The following is a 17,168-nucleotide window of genomic DNA, read 5'->3' as shown; positions in this document are numbered from 1 at the left end:
CGGACATGAAGACCGATTTTGACCTTTGGAACATTCATACTGGCGCACATCACCCGTTCAATGATCGCGCAGCGCGCATCGATAACGGCACCGGACGCCCCGGCCCTGACCGCTATACAAGCCCCGATTTCGCGCGCGAGGAATGGGAAAAAGTCTTTGCCCGCAGTTGGCTGCTTGCCGGCCCTGCATCCGACATTCCCGAATCCGGCGATTTCATGAAATTCGATATCGGGCCGGAAAGCTTCATTGTCGTCCGCGATGATGAGGATGTGATCCGCGCCCACTACAACGTCTGCCCCCATCGCGGCAGCCAGTTGGTAAGCGGCGAAACGGGTTCGCTCGATCGCTTTTCCTGCCCGTTTCACAGTTGGAAATTTGCGCTCGATGGCAGCAACATTGCCGTCACCGATGCTGAAACCTTCCGCCCCGAAGTGCTGTGCCACGGCACCGATCTCACTTCGGTGCGCTGCGAAGTGGCGGCAGGTCTGGTGTTCATTTCGATGGACCCTGACATCGAACCCTTGCACGAATTCTTGGCCCCGATCCTGCCGCAGCTTGAACTCTATGAAATCGATCAGATGTATGTGGTGCAGCACCGCCGCTCTGATTGGGGGGCAAACTGGAAGGGCGGGGTTGATGCCTTTGCCGAGATTTATCACCTCCACGCCGTTCATCCGCAAACGCAGTGCCTGATGGATGATCGCACGCAGATTGATCTGTGGCAGGGCGGTCTCAGCCGCCAGTTCGTGCCATTCGCGCAGCCCAGCCAGCGCTATCCCGATCAGGAAGGCGTCAATCCGGGCATCCAGATGATGCTGCGCGATGCCGGGATTGATCCCGAAACCTATCAGGGCACCGCGCAGGAAACGCGTGCCGCCGTACAACAGGCCAAGCGCCGCCGGTCAGACGAACTGGGCCTGCGCTATGACCGGTTCAGCGACAGCCAGCTTTCGGATTCGGTGATCTATTCGGTCTTTCCGAATGTCCAGATCGGCTGCCATCCCGAAGCGATATTCCTGCACCGCTTCATCCCGCACGCGACCGACCCTAACCAGTTCACCTATGACACCTGCATCCTCTATCGCCATGTCGACGCCCCCGGCTATGGAGCGCCAGCGTGGATGGGCATGGGGCCAGAGGTCGACCTTTCCGGCCGCACCCGGCCCGAGGTCATTCACACAAAGCTGGGTGAGCCGCCTTGCCTTGGCGAAGTGCTCGATCAGGACAGTGACTTGCTGCCCGTAGTGCAAAAAGGCGCCCATTCACGCGGCTTCAAGGGGCCATTGTGGAGCGAACAGGAAGGGCGGCTGCGCCACTTCCACGCTGAACTTGATCGCCGCATGGCGCGCTGAAGCAGCGGTTTCAGGGCAAAAAAGGGGGGGAGACACCAATGCGGTGCTGCCCCCTTTTCCTGTGCCAAAACCTCAGAACGGGCGGATTGTAACCCCGTTATCGATCACCAATTCAGCGCCTGTAATAAAGCGCGATTCATCCGATGCGAGGAACACCACCAACGCAGCCACATCATCAGGATGGCCCGGCGTGCCGTGGGGCAAGACGCCAGACGGGATTTCCTGCACTTGGCCGGGGCGACCTTCGGCCTGCTGCACCATCGGCGTTTCGATTGCGCCGGGATGCACCGAATTACAGCGGATTTTGTAACCCTTCACTTGCGCCATGACCGCCACCGATTTGGTCATTGATCGCACCGCGCCCTTGGCCGCGGAATAGGCGAAGTAGATCGGATAGCCGAGCAGCGCGCCCACCGACGACATGTTGATGATCGATCCGCCGCCGCTTTTGTTCATCAGCGGGATAGCGTGCTTCATGCCCAGGAACACGCCATCGGTCATGATCGAATTGACCCAGCGGAACTTCTCAAGCGAAGTATCTTCCACGTCGGCATTCAGCACCACGCCAGCGTTGTTGACCAACACATGCAAGCCGCCGAACTGCTTTTCGATCTCGGCCATCACACCGATCCACTGCTCTTCGCTCGACACATCAAGCGCCAGCGCGATAGCACCACCGCCGATGCTTTGTGCAACAGCTTGCGCACTGGCAAGGTTGACGTCGGTGACGACCACCTTGGCCCCTTCGCGGGCAAGCGCGGCGCTATCTGCCGCGCCAAGCCCCGATGCTCCGCCTGTCACCAAAGCGACTTTGCCTTCTACGCGGCCCATAACATTCTCCCGATTATTCTATTGTTTAAGCGGCACCATCTTCCGAAAAGTAATCCGGCATACCCGCAGGCCAGATGACGCCCCACTGCGCCTGCCCGCCATCGATGATCATCAGATCACCGTTGATAAAGCGCGCGGCGGGGGACGCCAGATAGGCGATAGCCTCGGCCACATCCCAAGCATTGCCGCGCATTTTCATCGGATTGGCTTTGTGGAACCGCGCCAGCGCTTCTTCGGGATACATCCGGAAGCCCTCGGTCTCGATCACGCCTGGCCCGATGCAGTTTACCCGGATGTTCAGCGGAGCCCATTCGGTAGCCACTGTTTTCGAAAGGTAAATGACGCCCGCGCGCGCAGCGCAAGTGTGCGCCGCCTGCGGCATGCCGCGTTCAACATTCGCTACGATGTTGATCACATGCCCGGGCTTGCCATCGGCCTGCCAGCGCTTGGCCGCTTCCTGCATCATCCACCACGTGCCGTTAAGGTTGGTGTCGATTACCGCCATCCAGCCCTTGCGGCTGAAATCGATGGCGTCCTGCGGGAACTGCCCGCCCGCGTTGTTCACTAGCGTATCAAGGCCGCCAAAGTGATCGTGCACATTGGCGATCAGCGCCTCGACCGCATCGGGATCGCGGATGTTGGTAGACTGGCACAAGATTTCGCTGCCGGTGCTTTCGCGGATCAGCGCGGCCGTCCCCTCCAGCTTTTCCATATCGCGGCCACAGATCGCCACATTCGCGCCAAGGCGTGCGGCAAGGTAAGCTGAAGCTTTGCCCATACCGCTGCCAGCGCCTGTGATCAGGATGGTATGCCCTGCCAAAAGATCATCGCGAAATATGCTGGTCTGCTGGACCAGCGTCTCATCGTCCAATCCTCGCCGTGGGCGGCCCGGGTCTCCCGGCTCTGGTCGAAAAATTCGCGGTTCATTCGTCGTCGGCGCGTTCAAAGGCTCTCCCCTCGCGGTTCGATCATAAGTCTGGTCCCGTCGAACCGGTTGGCGCACAGGCTAGCGCGATGCAATAAAAAAGACAAACAGGTTTGATTTTGATTTTGCATATACGCGCTCTATGGCGTGGACCGTTACGGGTGTGGTTTATGCGGCCGGGAGGGCGGAAATGCGGGTTCATCTGGTTGCCTCGGGCAAGTATCACGACATTGATTTCGCGCGACTCGAATTGCTCAAGCTGCTGGCCGAACATGCTGAAATCCGCACCTCTGTATCAACCGACTATGCCGATCTTGCCGCCATTGCCGCAGCAGACTTGCTCATCACATACACTTGCGATGTCCTGCCCGATGTTACGCAAAGCACAGCGCTAGAACAATTCCTGAAACGCGGTGGCCGCTGGCTGGCGCTCCACGGGACCAACGCCCTTCTGCGATTCGCCGATGATGGCGTGTGTGAAACGCCTGATGAAGCGCCAGAATTCATGGGTTTGCTCGGCACGCAGTTTGCAGGGCATCCGCCCATCGCACCGTTCAAGGTTGAGATCACCCGTAGCGATCATCCCATGACCCAAGGTTTGCGTGCTTTCCGGGTTGAGGATGAACTGTACCTTTCGCACCGCCGCGCCGATATAGATGTGCTGCTGCACACCTCCTTCACCGGCTCATGCCCCGAATTCCGCGATTCCGAATGGGACGAGGCTGAAGTCCCCGTGCTCTATGAACGCAAAGTCGGGGAAGGGGCGGTCCTTTATCTCACACTTGGCCATTGTCGCGGGCACTATGATCTGCGCCCGATCAGCGGCTTCTGGCCGCACCCGCAGCGCTGCGCGTGGAATTATCCGGTATTCTATGAATTGCTCAGGCGCGGCATTCGCTGGGGTATGCCAACCTAAGTGTTGGCAGGCGGAGCCAGCGCGCCGATCTGCCCTTCGAGATGGCGCAACATCGGCTCGACCTTGGCGGCATCCATCGCACCGGTTTGCAGGCTGATCGCCATGCCTTCCAGAATGGTTTGCGATAATGTCATCGCCAGATCGAAATTGGCCGGAACCGCAGCCCATTCGGGAAAGAGTTGTTCGGCCTGCGCATTGAACTTTTCGCGGAATTCATCCTGCAACGGCTTGAGGATCGTGGCCAGATCGGCATCGGTCCGCGCTGCTACGGCCAGTTCATGAAAGGCAATGAATGCAGGCTTCTGCAATTGCCGCCAATAGGTTTCGACAAGGTCGGTCACTTCATGATCGGGCTTGTCCGCCGCGCGGCGAAATGCGCGCAGGCGTTTGTCGTGCAATTCGGCAATCGCGGCCTTGATCAATGCCGTGCCATTTTCAAAATGATGCATCATCGCGCCGCGTGAAAGGCCCGCTTCTTCAGCCACTTTGGGCGTCGTCGTATTGGCGTAACCGTGTTTGACCAGACACCGAACCGTGGCATCAATCAGGCGCGCGCGTGTTTGCGCAGCTTTTGCGGCCTGAAGCTGGGGGCCTTTGTCTCCAATCGGGCGCGGTTGCCGTACGGGCCGGGTAACCGGTGTGCGTGAAAGTGCCATTGATATTCGCCTGAAATCTCACGTGCAGCCGAAATTGCACGTATCTTGTTAAAGCCCTTAGCGCGATGGCGCGCGATGGTGCAAGAACCGCAGTGCACAAAGGTTTAAGGCACCGTAAGATCTTTGCCGTTTGCAGGCGGCAGTGCAGGCTTAAGCGCGCTAAAGTATCCATAAAAAAGACAGATATGATTGTCTTTTTGCACTGGCGGTGTATCATTTCTCCATAGACAACAGCGCCAGTATTGCATGGCAAGCTGAAACGGCCCGGATGGGCAAGGGGATACAGGGTGCACCGGCAAGCAATCTACACCATGGGTGCAATGATCAGGGCGTCTGCAAAGGAATTTGACGATGCCGAAGCGCTCGTCTTCCCGGATCAGCGAATCAGCTATCGCGAACTCGACCGTTCCGCCCGCCGTTGGGCGCGGGCACTGATCGCGCTGGGCGTCCAGCCGGGCGAACATGTCGGGCTGCTCATGCCGACATGTGTTGATTTCATCGAAGCGTTCTATGGCATTGCCATGGCGGGCGCGGTCGCTGTGCCTATCAATGCGCGCTATCAGGCACATGAACTTGCCTATGTCACGCGCGATGCTGATCTGGTCACGCTGATCACAGCGGGTCGGCTAACCGATTCGCTCGATTATTGCGAACGGGTCATCGCTGCCCTGCCTTCGTTGACCGGGCAGATCGCAGCACAAGGCCTCGATCTGCCCGAAGCGCCCAAGCTCCGCCACATCATTTCGCTCGACGAGGTTTGCGATGCCGCGATGATGTCGGCTGCATCGGTGCTCATGCAGGGCGTTTCAGTGCCGCAAAGCGATGTCGATGTGCGGATCGATGCGGTTGATCCGCAGGATACCGCAATGATCCTTTACACCTCGGGCACCACATCCAGCCCCAAGGGCGCGCTGATTTCGCATCGCGGGCAAGTGGGCAATAGCCGCAATCTGGGCACGCGCTATGAATGCACCGCGGCAGACAAAGTCTGGTCGCCGCTGCCGATCTTTCACATCGCGGGCATCCTGCCGATGACCATGATCCTTGATCGTGGCGGCTGCTATATGACCGTGCCGCACTTCGAACCGGGGCTGGCGCTCGCCATGCTGGGGCGCGAAGGGGCGACAATCGCTTACCCCAGCTTCGTCACGATCATGCAGGATCTGATCAATCACCCCACGTTCGCGCAAACCGATCTGTCGCGCCTGCGCGTGATGAATTCCAACTTCGCGGTGCAACCGGCCTGGATCAAGGAAGCGGTCAAAGCCGCTATGCCGCACACCATCCAAGTAGGCACGTACGGCCTCACCGAAGCGGCAGGTACGGTTTCGACAAGCCGTTTAAGCGATACTTATGAGACGCGCACCGAACGCTGCGGCTATCCGCTTGATGAATGGGAAATGCGCATCCTCAATGCAGAAACCGGCGCGCCATGCGGGGCAGGTGAGCATGGCGAGATCGTGCTGCGCGGCCCCAACATGCTCAAAGGCTATCACAACGCGCCTGAAAAGACCGCCGAAGCACTGCGCGATGGCTGGTTCTACACCGGCGATGTCGGCTCGATCGATGCCGATGGTAATGTAATGTTCCATGGCCGCACCAAGGACATGCTCAAGGTCGGCGGTGAAAACGTCGCGGCAGCCGAAATCGAGGCAATGCTGCAATCGCATCCGGCGGTGAAACTGGCCCAAGTGGTTGGTCTGCCCGATGATCGCTACGTCGAAGTGCCCGCAGCTTTCGTCGAACTGGCCGATGGAGAAAACGCTACCGAGGCAGAACTGATCGCGCACTGCAAAGGCAAGCTTGCCAGCTTCAAGATCCCGCGCCACGTCCGCGCGATTCAGGAATGGCCGATGTCGACCTCGAAGATCCAGAAGTTCAAGCTGCGCGACATGCTGATCGCCGAGCTACAGCCCGACACCGCCTGACGGCGTCGGGCAAAGGACTGCTAAGAGATGACCGCCCCGCTGGCAGCCAGCGCGGCGATTTCTTCCGCGCTGAACCCGGCCTCTTGCAACACCGCCTGATTGTCTGCGCCCAGCACCGGGCCGGGATCACCGATTGCGCCAGGCGTGCGCGAAAATGTTGTCGGGATGCCGGGAAAGCGCAGGCGTCCGGCCTCTGTCTCGCGCTCTTCCCAAAAGCCGGTCTGTTCAAGGTGCGGATCACGCAGCAGTTCGCTTAACGATGCAATCGGCGTGGCGGGGATTTCGGCACGCCGGAACAGCGCCATCCATTCCTCGGTCGAACGCGTTTCCATCTCGCGCTCCACTTGCGCCAGCACCGTGCCGATATTCTCGGTCCGGCTACGCAGCGATGCAAACATAGGGTCTTTCGACCAATCAGGATCGCCCAACTCGCGGAAGAACGCCTGCCACTGCTTGTCGTTGTAAATCATCACGCCAACATAGCCATCTGCCGTGCGATAGGGCCTGCGCGATGGTGATGTGGCGCGCGGATATTCCGGTGGCCCCAGCGGTGGTTCAAACAGCGATCCGCACAGATGTTCCACCGTGGCAAACGATACCATCGTTTCAAACATCGGCACTTCAATCTCTTGGCCTTCCCCGCTGCGTTCCCGCGCAAACAATGCGGCGATCACCGCATAGGCACCGGTCAACCCGCTTACCTTGTCGGCAATCACATTGGCCGAATAAGTCGGCTCCCCGCCCGATAGCCGCGCTTGCAGATCGACAATACCTGATGCTGCCTGCACAATGTCATCATAGGCAGGATAATCGCGGTATGGCCCGTTGCGGCCATAGCCATAAAGATTGGCGTAGATGATCTTGGGATTGGCAGCATAAAGAGTCGCATAGTCCAGCCCCAGCCGCGCTATGGCCTGCGCCCGCATCGAATGGATGAACACATCGGCGTCTTTGGCCAGCCGCAGCACGGCGTCGCGCGCGGCAGGCTGCTTCAGATCCAGCGCAAGGCTGCGCTTGCCCCGATTGACGTTGAGGAACATCGCCCCGCGCGATGTATCGGGGCCGGGGGGAATCGTGCGGGTCGTATCGCCGCTTGGCCCTTCGATCTTGATCACATCCGCGCCAAGATCGGCAAAGATCTGGGTGGCATATGGCCCCATCAGCACCGATGTCAGATCAAGGATCCGCACACCGGCCAACGGTCCTAATCCCCGCCCGCTCATTGCTCGTTGCTCATTGTTGAATCATTTCCTTGTCCCGGACGCAGCGCCACAACGCTCATCTCCAGAAAATCCAGCAGCGGTTCGACCAATTGCTTGTCCATCGCGCCCGTCAGGCTGGCAATCTGTATTCCTTCCATCAGGATTTGCGATAGCGCCATGGCAAGGCTCAGCCGCTCGGACTCTTGCACCCAATCGGGATAGAGCTGTCCTGCCAGAGCTTGAAATCTCTGCGTAAATTCGGATTGTAGCGGCAGCAGGATTTCGGCGAGCGCGGCATCGGTGCGTGCCGCCATGGCCAGTTCCTGAAACGCGATGAAGCCCGGCTTTTGCAATTGCTGCCAATAATCGCGCACCATGGATCGCACATCGCCAAGGTTGGCCTGCGATGCCCGCCGGAATGCCTTCAGCCGCCGCTCGTGCAATTCCACAATCGTGGCGCGGATCAGCGCATCACCGCTGACGAAGTGATGCAGCATCGCCCCGCGCGAAAGCCCCGCTTCTGCGGCAACCATCGGCGTTACCGTATTGGCATAGCCGTGCTGGACGATGCACCGGATCGTCGCGTCGATCAGCCGCGCGCGGGTTGCCGCGCTTTTCAGCGATTGGCGCCCGGGTTCCGCTTTTGCTGCGCCAGTCCGTGTGACGGCCTGCTTTGCCTCTGTCGCCATGCCTGTTTGCCCGCCTTGAAGCGGCCTTCCCCGTTGCGCTTTTGCGCCGCCGTTGCCTTGCGCCGATCATGCAACAGCGGCTCTTATCCATGTATCATGCGGCACCATAAAAAAGCATGCAAGCATGTTTTTTTGTTGCACTCCGGAGCATTGCCAATAGAGTAACGGCCAAGGGAGATTGGATGATGCAGGCGGCTGCGCCCCGTTGGGGAATGCGGTGCGGCATCGGTGTCAGGGCACATGCCTCGGTGCTTTGCGGCTACGCCATGCCGCTCCACTCCCGCAGGTTGCGCGTTGCGTTGGGAAAGGATTGTTCATGGATCTCGGGCTGCAAGGAAAGAAGGCCATCGTCGTTGGCGGAGCGCGCGGGATCGGCTTTGCCGTGGCCGAAGTGCTCGCCCGCGAAGGCTGCGATATTGCGCTCAGCGCGCGCGGCGAAGATTCGGTCAAGGATGCGGTCGCATCGCTCTCGCGCTATGGCACCAAAGTTATCGGCAAAGCCGTCAACGTGCGCAAGGCCGATGAGTACAAAGAGTGGCTGGCGTGGGCGATTGAAACGCTTGAAGGTGTCGATGTGGTGATCCCGCTCACGTCTGCCGGCAGCGGCATTGGCAGCGAAAAGTACTGGTCCAATGCCTTTGAAACCGATGTCATGGGGCCTGTCCGTGCGGTCGAAGCTGCGATCCCGCACATGACCGAACAGGGCTCCGGCTCGATCGTGCTGGTCGCCACCACCTCCGCGCTCGAAGCGATGGGTGGCCCGCAGGCCTACAACGCGATGAAAACCTCGCTGATCACGTATGGCAAGCAACTGGCGCTTGCCCACGGCAAGGACGGCATTCGCGTCAATGTCGTATCGCCCGGTCCCGTCGAATTCGAAGGCGGCAACTGGGACATGATCAAAGGCACGATGGAAAAATTCTACGCTTCGCAATTGCGCCAGCAGCCGATGGGCCGTCTGGGCAAGCCTGAAGAAATCGCCCGCGCTATCGTGTTCCTCGCCAGCGAAGCCGCCAGCTGGTGCAGCGGTTCGCACCTCGTCGTCGATGGTGCGTTCACCAACCGGACGCACTTCTGATGTGGGACACAGCGCGCATGGACGTAAAGCGCGTCGTCGATGTAATCCGCGTCGATCAAGCGGCATGCACCACGCGCACGCCGGTGGAAAAGGCTCCCGACCCGGAGCTTGGCACCGATGTGATTCCGGCGGCCCGTTATTACTCCGAAGAGTTCATGAAGCTGGAGTGGGAGCGCATCTGGACCAAGGTCTGGCTGCTGGGCGGACGGGCTGACGATATCCCTGAACCCGGCGATTACATCTGCACCGATATCGGCAAGGAATCGGTGCTGATCGTGCGCCAGCACGATGGTACCTTGCGCGCATTCCCCAACGTCTGCCTCCATCGCGGCAACCGCTTGCGGCCCGAAGGCTTGGGCAACGCCACCGAATTCCGCTGCATGTACCATCACTGGACATACAGCCTAGAGGGCGTGATTGAGCGCTTGCCCGATCTGTGCACTTTCGCCCAGGGTGGCCCTCCGGGAATGACACTGCCCAGCCTGCCATGTACCGAATGGAATAGCTTTGTCTGGTTCTCGCTCAACCCAGAAATTGAGCCGTTTGACGATTACATCGCCCCGCTGAAAGACCATCTTGAGCCCTATCATCCCGAACGCATGGCGTGGAAACGCGATGTGACGGTGGAGTGGGACTGCAATTGGAAGGCCTCGGTCGATGCCTTTAACGAGACGTACCATGTGCAGGGCATTCACCCGCAATTGCTGTGGTATCTCGATGATGTGAACGTGCAGATTGACTGTTACGAACGTCACAACCGCTACCTGATCCCGTTCGCCACCGTTTCGCCGCGCGTGGCCATGCCCAGCCAAATCCCGCCCGCGATTGATGAAATCATGCGCCACGCGGGCATGGACCCGGCAGAATACGAAGGCCGGATCAGCGATATCCGCCGCGATGTGCAATTGTTCAAACGCAAGCACGGCGCATCCCAGGGCAAGGACTATTCGGCGCTCAACGACGATCAGTTGACCGACGATTATCACTACATGATCTTCCCCAACATCGCGCTCAACGTCCACGCTGATGATGTGCTGATGTTCCGCCAGCGCCCCCACGCCACTGATCCGAACAAGATGCTTTATGACGTCTGGGTGTTCGAACTGTTGCCCGAGGGTGAGGAATGGCCCGAGCGCGTGAAGCACCGCCGCTTCAAGCACGGTGATCGCAGCATCGGGCAAGTGCTTGATCAGGACGCCTTCAATTTGCCCACCGTGCAATTGGGCATGCAGTCCGACAACTTCCCCGGCCTGTGGATCGGCGAGCAGGAACTGCGCATCCGCCACTTCCACAAAGTGCTGGACGATTACATCTACGGTCCCGGCGGCAAATCCCCGGACGATATCTGAGAGGAACAGGCATGTTGCAACTGGGCCATGACCAGTTGCTCGGCGCTTACCGGCGCATGAGCACGATCCGCGCTTTTGAAGAGCGGCTGCACGACGAGATCAAGACTGGCGAAATCGGCGGCTTTACGCACCTTTATTCGGGGCAGGAAGCCGTCGCCGTCGGCATTTGCGATCAATTGACAGTCGAGGACAAGATCGTCTCGACCCACCGTGGCCATGGCCACTGCATCGCCAAGGGCTGCGATGTAAAGGGCATGATGCTGGAGATTTATGGCCGTGCAGGCGGCTTGTGCAAAGGCCGGGGCGGCTCGATGCACATTGCCGATCTCGATGTCGGCATGCTCGGTGCAAACGGCATCGTCGGCGGCGGCGCTCCTCAGGCAGTGGGTGCAGCATTGGCTGCCAAAATGGACGGCAATGGCCGCGTCGGCATTGCTTTTTCGGGCGATGGCGCGTGCAATCAGGGCACCACCTTCGAAGCGATGAACCTTGCCGTCGTCACCAAAGCGCCTGCAATCTTCGTGTTTGAAAACAATCACTATTCCGAACACACCGGCGTTGAATATGCCGTCGGCACGGCCAACGATATCGCCAGCCGCGCGGAAGCATTCGGCATGAAAGTCTGGCGCGCCAACGGCTGCGATTTCTTCGATGCCTATGCCCAGTTCCGCGATCTGCTCGAATATGTCCGCGCTGGAAACGGCCCTGCCGCCATCGAGCTCGATACCGAAAGGTTCTACGGCCACTTCGAAGGCGATCCGCAGCGTTATCGCGGCCCCGGCGAACTCGACCGCATCCGCGAGGAGCGCGATTGCCTCAAGGCGTTCCGCAAAGTCGTAACCGATGCGGCGCTGCTGACCGATGCAGAAATGGATGCGGTCGACAAGGAAGTCGGCATCCTGATCGATGAGGCCGTGGCGCAAGCGCGTGCCGGTGCCGATCCCGATCCGGCGACTGTCGCCGACGATGTCTACGTCGAATATTACTGAGGGTTGGCGACAATGGCTGTAATGAACATTCGCGAAGCAATCCTGAGCACGCTCCACGCCGAGATGGAGCGCGACGGTGATATCCTGCTTCTGGGCGAGGACGTGGTCGGCGGCAATGGCACCGCTGGCGGGCCGGAGGCCATCGGCGGCATCTGGGGCACCAGCACCGGTCTGTGGGAAAAGTTCGGCCCCAACCGCGTGATCGATACGCCGATTTCGGAAAGCGCGATCATCGGCGCTGCTGCCGGTGCGGCGCTGGCGGGCAAACGCCCGGTTGCCGAACTGATGTTCGCCGATTTCGTCGGGGTCAGTCTCGACCAGTTGTGGAACCAGATGGCCAAGTTCCGCTATATGTTTGGCGGCAAGACCAAGTGCCCCGCCGTGGTGCGCATGGTCTATGGCGCAGGGATGCAGACGGCGGCGCAGCACAGCCAGTCGGTCTATGCCCTGCTCACCGCCATGCCCGGCCTCAAAGTCGTGCTGCCCACCACGCCCGCCGATGCAAAGGGTCTTTTGACCGAAGCCCTGCGCGGCGATGACCCTGTCATGTTCTTTGAACACAAGGCGCTTTACGGCGTGAAGGGCGAAGTGCCCGATGGCGATTACCGCATCCCGTTCGGTCAAGCCCGGATGGTGCGCGAAGGCGGCGATGTCACCGTCGTCGCCTGTGGCCGCATGGTGAATTTTGCCGAAAAAGCCGCCGATAAATTGGTCGCGGATGGCATCGGCGTTGATTTGATCGATCTGCGCACCACCAGCCCGCTGGATGAAGACGCGATCCTCGATTCCGTCGAACAGACCGGGCGTCTGGTTGTGGTGGATGAAAGCCCGCCGCGTTGCAGCCTTGCTGCCGATATCGCCGCGCTGGTCGCCACGCGCGCCTTCACCAGCCTGAAAGCGCCGCCCGAAATGATCACTGGCCCGCACGCGCCGATCCCGTTCTCGCGCGTGCTCGAACGCGCATGGCTGCCATCGCCGCAGACCATCGAGGGTGCCGTCCGTCGCACCCTTGCGTTCCGTTGAGCGGGGGGCAGACCATGGCCAAGCTCAAAGCATTCACCATGCCCAAATGGGGTATCGAGATGGCCGAAGGCACCATTGCGGAGTGGATGGTGGCCGAAAACGCCCCCTTCGCACGCGGCACGGTGCTGACGCTGATCGAAACCGACAAGATCACAAACGAGGTCGAGGCTGAAGCCGAAGGCCGCTTTGTCCGCATCATCGCCAAGGCGGGCGAGACATATGCGGTCGGCGCGCTGCTCGCGGTCCTGTCCGATGGCGGCGAGGCCACTGCGGCTGAAATCGACGCGCTGATCGCAGGGTTCCGCCCTTCCGACACCAGCTTTGATCCCGAAGCTGATACACCAGTATCCGCTGTAAATGCGGATCCTGTTCCCGTTGCTGCAATCGCTGTGCCCGAAGGCATCGCGATCAGCCCGGTGGCCTTGGCCTCGGCGCAGGAACTCGGCATCGATCTGGCGCAAGTCAGTGGCTCGGGCCGCAATGGCCGGATTTCGCTGCAAGATGTGCATCAAGCCGCGCGCACGCCCCAGCCGCCTGTGCTGGTCGGCGCATTCCCGCTCCTGCCCGAAGGTCCGGTCATGGCAACGCCCGTCGCCCGCCGCCTTGCCGCGCTGCACGAGCTTGATCTTGGCAAAGTCACCGGCACCGGCCCGCGTGGCCGCGTGCGCAAATCCGATGTCATGGCCGCTATCGCCAATGCCGCGCCAGCACCGCAGCTTATCGCCGCGCCTGTCGCAAGTACCGCAAGCGGTGCGCCAGAGATCGTGCCAATGTCCTCGATGCGCCGCACCATCGCACGGCGTTTGACGCAATCGAAGCAGGAAATTCCGCATTTTTATGTGCGGCGCAGAGTGCGCGCAGATCGCCTTCTGGCACATCGCGCGGCGAGCATTGGCGAAAAGCCCAGCGTCAACGATTACCTCATCCGCGCCTGCGCTCTGGCCCTGCTCGAAGTGCCGGCGGTGAATATCCAGGTCCACGGGACTGACATTCACCAGTTCCATCAGGCCGATATCGCCGTGGCCGTGGCAACCGATCGCGGACTGGTCACGCCTATCGTGTTCGGCGCAGACAATCTGGGGCTGGGCACAATCGCTGCCACCATGAAGGAACTGGCGCAAAAGGCCCGCAGCGGCAAATTGCGCCCCGAAGAGTTTGCGGGCGGCAGCTTCTCGCTGTCCAACCTCGGCGGCTTTGGCGTTGAACAGTTCGACGCGATCATCAACCCGCCACAAGGCGCGATCCTTGCGGTTGGCACGGCACGGCCCGAACCGATTGACGATGATGGCGCGATCCGCATCGTGCCGGTGCTGCACTTGTCGCTCAGCTGCGATCACCGTGCCATTGATGGGGCCGATGCCGGCCGCTTCATGGCCGCGCTCGCCCGGTTGATCGAACAGCCCGCCCTGCTCACCGGCAATTGAAGGGAAGCTCCAACATGACGCGCCTGCTCCACATCAGCGGCAGCCCCCGCAAGGACCGCTCGCGGTCAGACATGGTGGCGCGGGCCTTTATCGAACAATTGGGTGTGACCAACGCCGAGACGTTGGACCTCGAAGCCATTGCCCTGCCAGACTTCAACGGCGCGGCCATCGAAGGGCGCTATGCCCTTATCGAAGGGCGCGAGGTCAGCCCCGAAATGCATGAGGTCTGGGCGCAGATCGACCAGACCATTGAACACTTCTTGTCGTTCGATACCTATGTGTTCAGCGTGCCGATGTGGAACTTCGGCGTGCCATGGCGGCTCAAGCAATACATCGATGTGCTCACCCAGCCCGGCCTCACTTTCACCGTCAGCGCCGAAGGCGTGAACGGTTCGGCAGCGGGCCGCCGTGCGATTCTGATCTGCTCGGGCGCGCTCGATATCCGGCCCGGCCAGCCCGGCCAAGAACTCGATTACCAGACCGCGTTCATGAAAGCGTGGCTGGGCTTTATCGGCATCACCGATGTTCACGAAGTGCAGGTGCGACCCACTTATGGCACGCCCGAACAAGTCGAAGCCGCCATGGCCCGGGCTTATGAAGAAGCCGCCGCACTTGCCGAACGATTAGCGCGCGCTGCCCGCGTATAGACCAGATTGATGCTCTCGAACGTCACGCACTCGGTGCCGTCGTCCAGAAGTACCGCATAGTGCGTCACAGCCGTCCCGCGATCCTTGCCGCTGCGCGATGGCTCAAGGCTTATGATCTCGCTCGTCACATGGATCGTGTCGCCCGCGCGCACGGCCCGTTTCAGGCGCAAATGCTCCCAGCCCACGCCGCAGACGAAGTCGATGTCGGCATTGATCGTGTGGTCCAATTGCCGCCACATCGCCAGCACATGGATGCCACTGGCCACCACTTGCCCAAAGACCGATGCCTTGGCCGCTTCGGGATCGGTGTGGAACCACTGCGGGTCATAGGCCTTTGCAAAAGCAACGATCTCGTCCTCGGTCACCGTGCGCGATGCAGACTGGCGCACTTGCCCAATCACCAGATCTTCAAACTGCAGCCACGGCGTGCCGAGGGGGGACATTTGCGGCACTTCCATCAGATCTTCCCTTCGCACTTCCGGTCCAGCAACCGCGCCAGCCCCTGCTGCACAACCGTTGCCACCAGCGTGCCATCCTGCCTGAACACTTTGCCCGTGCCCAGCACCCTTGCGCCCGATGACACCGGACTATCCAGTGCGTAGAGCAGCCATTCGTCCACGCGAAAGGTTCCGTGGAACCAGATCGCGTGATCAAGGCTGGATGTCTGCAAATGGTCATCCGTCCAGCACAGCCCTAAAGGCCGCAGTGCCGTCTGCATGATATGCGTATCGCTGGCATAGGCCAGCAACCGCTGATGCACTTGCGGCGATCCTTCGACCGCAGCATTGGCGCGAAACCAGAAGTGGCGCGGGGCAGGGCGCACGGCCGCCTCGCCGATGAAAAACGCCTCCACCGGCCGCCATTCAAACTGCTGGCGGCGGCACCAGAACGGACGGTGGCGCAGCGGCACATCGTCCAGCCGGCGCGCCATGATCGATGGCAGCGGCTCCAGCCCCTCCGGCCCTGCCACATCGGGCATGGCATCCTGATGCACGCCGCCTGCTTCGGGCATCTGGAACGATGCCATTGCATAGGCAACGGGCTGCCCCTCTTGCGTCACCGCCACGCGCCGCTGGGCAAAGCTGCGGCCATCGGTGTCGCGTTCCACCGCAAAGTGCAAGGCGCGGTTGGTCAACCCGGCGCGTTGGTAGAACAGGTGCATGGCATGAACATGCTTGTCGTCGGGCACGGTCATCTGCATCGCGGCCAAGGCCTGCGAAACGATCATCCCGCCGTACAGACGCAACAGCCCGCTGGGCAAGGGCCGCGATTGGAACCGGTCAGGTCCGGCAGAGTCAAATTGATACGCCGCTTGGCGTTCAAGATCGGGATCGTCCGGGAAAGGATTGGTCACGCGAGAGCCGCCGCCGCCCTTGCAGCACGGACCGATGCACCGATCTCGGCATTGGTCGGATTGCGGCGCAAGGTCAGCCCGCCGTTCACTTGCAGGACTTGCCCTGTCATGAAACAAGCATCATTGGCCAGCCATACCACCGCCTCTGCCACATCCTCGCTCGTGCCCACGCGGCCCAGCGGATATTCCTTGGCAAAGGCCTCCATCAATCCGGGCGTCGCACTCGCCCGCGCGGTCATTGGCGTCACGGTAAAGCCCGGCGCGACCGAGTTCGCCCTGATGCCCCGGCTGCCGAATTCATTGGCAATGCAGCGGATCACGTGATCGGCCCCTGCCTTCGTGCCCATATAGGCGGCATGGTCCTCCAGCATCACCGTGGCGGTGGCCGATGATATCTGGATCAATGATCCGCCATCGCGCATTGCGCGCAGCATGGCCTGATAAAACAGCATCGCGCCGGTCATTTGCAGCGCCACCATCTGCTCGATCTCGGCCTTGCTCGTCTCCAGAAACGGTTTAAGCAAGCCCCAGCCGGTGGCGTTTACCGCAATATCCAGCCCGCCAAACCGCGCCACTGCCGCCGCCGTCAGCCGCGCCAGATCCTCCTCGCTGGAAATGTCGCAACCGGCCACCGCCAGCCCGCCGATCTCTTCGGCCAATGCCTCCAGCGCCTCGGGCGCGCGGCCCGCCACAACCACTTGCGCGCCCTCGGCTGCCAGCCGCCGCGCAATGACCTGGCCCATGTTGTCGCGATTGGCAGCGCCAATCACCACGGCCACTTTTCCGTCCAGCGTTGCCACCGGCT

General features: G+C 60.7%; 17 protein-coding genes. 9 read left to right on the top strand and 8 right to left on the bottom strand.

Annotated features, from left to right (window positions below; translation table 11 throughout):
- Positions 1-5: 5 nt before the first annotated feature.
- Positions 6-1,352, top strand: a complete 1,347-nt coding sequence (locus tag IP81_RS08960) for an SRPBCC family protein (RefSeq protein ID WP_054107618.1) — start codon at positions 6-8, stop codon at positions 1,350-1,352.
- 72 nt (positions 1,353-1,424) lie between these two features.
- On the opposite strand, the gene IP81_RS08955 is transcribed toward IP81_RS08960, so the two are convergent.
- Positions 1,425-2,183, bottom strand: a complete 759-nt coding sequence (locus IP81_RS08955) for an SDR family oxidoreductase (protein WP_054107617.1) — start codon at positions 2,181-2,183, stop codon at positions 1,425-1,427.
- A gap of 25 nt (positions 2,184-2,208) precedes the next feature.
- Positions 2,209-3,054 carry an SDR family oxidoreductase gene (locus IP81_RS08950; protein ID WP_231626273.1) on the bottom strand — a complete coding sequence of 282 codons (846 nt, stop codon included), beginning with the start codon at positions 3,052-3,054 and terminating at the stop codon, positions 2,209-2,211.
- Positions 3,055-3,298: 244 nt separating this feature from the next.
- Between IP81_RS08950 and IP81_RS08945 the strand changes: the two genes are divergently transcribed.
- Positions 3,299-4,024, top strand: coding sequence for a ThuA domain-containing protein (locus tag IP81_RS08945; protein WP_054107765.1), 726 nt, complete (start codon positions 3,299-3,301; stop codon positions 4,022-4,024).
- On the opposite strand, the gene IP81_RS08940 is transcribed toward IP81_RS08945, so the two are convergent.
- Positions 4,021-4,680 carry a TetR/AcrR family transcriptional regulator gene (locus tag IP81_RS08940; protein ID WP_054107615.1) on the bottom strand — a complete coding sequence of 220 codons (660 nt, stop codon included), beginning with the start codon at positions 4,678-4,680 and terminating at the stop codon, positions 4,021-4,023. The genes IP81_RS08945 and IP81_RS08940 overlap by 4 nt on opposite strands.
- Positions 4,681-4,991: 311 nt before the next feature.
- On the opposite strand from IP81_RS08940, the gene IP81_RS08935 reads away from it, so the two are divergent.
- Positions 4,992-6,608, top strand: coding sequence for a class I adenylate-forming enzyme family protein (locus IP81_RS08935; protein ID WP_054107764.1), 1,617 nt, complete (start codon positions 4,992-4,994; stop codon positions 6,606-6,608).
- Between the two features lie 20 nt (positions 6,609-6,628).
- Here IP81_RS08935 and IP81_RS08930 read toward each other — a convergent pair whose 3' ends face one another.
- A complete protein-coding gene (locus IP81_RS08930; RefSeq protein ID WP_054107614.1) occupies positions 6,629-7,831 on the bottom strand; it encodes a CaiB/BaiF CoA-transferase family protein in 1,203 nt (400 codons plus the stop codon).
- A complete protein-coding gene (locus IP81_RS08925) occupies positions 7,828-8,499 on the bottom strand; it encodes a TetR/AcrR family transcriptional regulator (protein WP_054107613.1) in 672 nt (223 codons plus the stop codon). The genes IP81_RS08930 and IP81_RS08925 overlap by 4 nt, the downstream gene beginning before the upstream one ends.
- 316 nt (positions 8,500-8,815) lie before the next feature.
- Between IP81_RS08925 and IP81_RS08920 the strand changes: the two genes are divergently transcribed.
- From IP81_RS08920 to IP81_RS08895, 6 genes are read left to right on the top strand one after another with little or no spacing between them, the layout of a single operon-like run.
- Positions 8,816-9,577, top strand: coding sequence for an SDR family NAD(P)-dependent oxidoreductase (locus IP81_RS08920; protein WP_054107612.1), 762 nt, complete (start codon positions 8,816-8,818; stop codon positions 9,575-9,577).
- Between the two features lie 17 nt (positions 9,578-9,594).
- Positions 9,595-10,926: an SRPBCC family protein gene (locus IP81_RS08915; RefSeq protein ID WP_054107763.1), complete on the top strand. Its 1,332-nt coding sequence runs from the start codon at positions 9,595-9,597 to the stop codon at positions 10,924-10,926.
- Positions 10,927-10,940: 14 nt separating this feature from the next.
- Positions 10,941-11,915 (top strand): thiamine pyrophosphate-dependent dehydrogenase E1 component subunit alpha, encoded by a 975-nt coding sequence (locus tag IP81_RS08910; RefSeq protein ID WP_054107762.1) that lies wholly within the window; start codon positions 10,941-10,943, stop codon positions 11,913-11,915.
- A 12-nt stretch (positions 11,916-11,927) separates the two neighbouring features.
- Positions 11,928-12,938 (top strand): alpha-ketoacid dehydrogenase subunit beta, encoded by a 1,011-nt coding sequence (locus IP81_RS08905; protein ID WP_054107611.1) that lies wholly within the window; start codon positions 11,928-11,930, stop codon positions 12,936-12,938.
- A gap of 14 nt (positions 12,939-12,952) precedes the next feature.
- Positions 12,953-14,362, top strand: a complete 1,410-nt coding sequence (locus IP81_RS08900) for a 2-oxo acid dehydrogenase subunit E2 (protein ID WP_054107610.1) — start codon at positions 12,953-12,955, stop codon at positions 14,360-14,362.
- A 14-nt stretch (positions 14,363-14,376) separates the two neighbouring features.
- Positions 14,377-15,009, top strand: coding sequence for an FMN-dependent NADH-azoreductase (locus IP81_RS08895; protein ID WP_054107609.1), 633 nt, complete (start codon positions 14,377-14,379; stop codon positions 15,007-15,009).
- On the opposite strand, the gene IP81_RS08890 is transcribed toward IP81_RS08895, so the two are convergent.
- From IP81_RS08890 to IP81_RS08880, 3 genes are read right to left on the bottom strand one after another with little or no spacing between them, the layout of a single operon-like run.
- Positions 14,955-15,467 (bottom strand): MaoC/PaaZ C-terminal domain-containing protein, encoded by a 513-nt coding sequence (locus IP81_RS08890; protein WP_082356054.1) that lies wholly within the window; start codon positions 15,465-15,467, stop codon positions 14,955-14,957. The two genes, IP81_RS08895 and IP81_RS08890, sit on opposite strands and share 55 nt — an antisense overlap.
- Positions 15,467-16,363 carry an acyl-CoA thioesterase II gene (locus tag IP81_RS08885; RefSeq protein WP_054107608.1) on the bottom strand — a complete coding sequence of 299 codons (897 nt, stop codon included), beginning with the start codon at positions 16,361-16,363 and terminating at the stop codon, positions 15,467-15,469. The genes IP81_RS08890 and IP81_RS08885 overlap by 1 nt, the downstream gene beginning before the upstream one ends.
- Complete coding sequence (locus tag IP81_RS08880; protein ID WP_054107760.1) at positions 16,360-17,163, bottom strand: SDR family oxidoreductase; 804 nt, start codon at positions 17,161-17,163, stop codon at positions 16,360-16,362. The genes IP81_RS08885 and IP81_RS08880 overlap by 4 nt, the downstream gene beginning before the upstream one ends.
- Positions 17,164-17,168: the final 5 nt, after the last annotated feature.

This window comes from Novosphingobium sp. AAP83, assembly GCF_001295795.1.
GTDB lineage: Bacteria > Pseudomonadota > Alphaproteobacteria > Sphingomonadales > Sphingomonadaceae > Novosphingobium.
This window is presented reverse-complemented; position numbering and strand designations above follow the sequence as displayed.

What these genes read in the sequence shown, in the direction of transcription:
- IP81_RS08960 (WP_054107618.1), top strand. Translation starts at nt 6, where the DNA reads ATGAAGACCGATTTTGACCTTTGGAACATTCATACTGGCGCACATCAC.
- IP81_RS08955 (WP_054107617.1), bottom strand. Translation starts at nt 2,183, where the DNA reads ATGGGCCGCGTAGAAGGCAAAGTCGCTTTGGTGACAGGCGGAGCATCG.
- IP81_RS08945 (WP_054107765.1), top strand. Translation starts at nt 3,299, where the DNA reads ATGCGGGTTCATCTGGTTGCCTCGGGCAAGTATCACGACATTGATTTC.
- IP81_RS08940 (WP_054107615.1), bottom strand. Translation starts at nt 4,680, where the DNA reads ATGGCACTTTCACGCACACCGGTTACCCGGCCCGTACGGCAACCGCGC.
- IP81_RS08935 (WP_054107764.1), top strand. Translation starts at nt 4,992, where the DNA reads ATGGGTGCAATGATCAGGGCGTCTGCAAAGGAATTTGACGATGCCGAA.
- IP81_RS08930 (WP_054107614.1), bottom strand. Translation starts at nt 7,831, where the DNA reads ATGAGCGGGCGGGGATTAGGACCGTTGGCCGGTGTGCGGATCCTTGAT.
- IP81_RS08925 (WP_054107613.1), bottom strand. Translation starts at nt 8,499, where the DNA reads ATGGCGACAGAGGCAAAGCAGGCCGTCACACGGACTGGCGCAGCAAAA.
- IP81_RS08920 (WP_054107612.1), top strand. Translation starts at nt 8,816, where the DNA reads ATGGATCTCGGGCTGCAAGGAAAGAAGGCCATCGTCGTTGGCGGAGCG.
- IP81_RS08915 (WP_054107763.1), top strand. Translation starts at nt 9,595, where the DNA reads ATGGACGTAAAGCGCGTCGTCGATGTAATCCGCGTCGATCAAGCGGCA.
- IP81_RS08905 (WP_054107611.1), top strand. Translation starts at nt 11,928, where the DNA reads ATGGCTGTAATGAACATTCGCGAAGCAATCCTGAGCACGCTCCACGCC.
- IP81_RS08900 (WP_054107610.1), top strand. Translation starts at nt 12,953, where the DNA reads ATGGCCAAGCTCAAAGCATTCACCATGCCCAAATGGGGTATCGAGATG.
- IP81_RS08895 (WP_054107609.1), top strand. Translation starts at nt 14,377, where the DNA reads ATGACGCGCCTGCTCCACATCAGCGGCAGCCCCCGCAAGGACCGCTCG.
- IP81_RS08890 (WP_082356054.1), bottom strand. Translation starts at nt 15,467, where the DNA reads ATGGAAGTGCCGCAAATGTCCCCCCTCGGCACGCCGTGGCTGCAGTTT.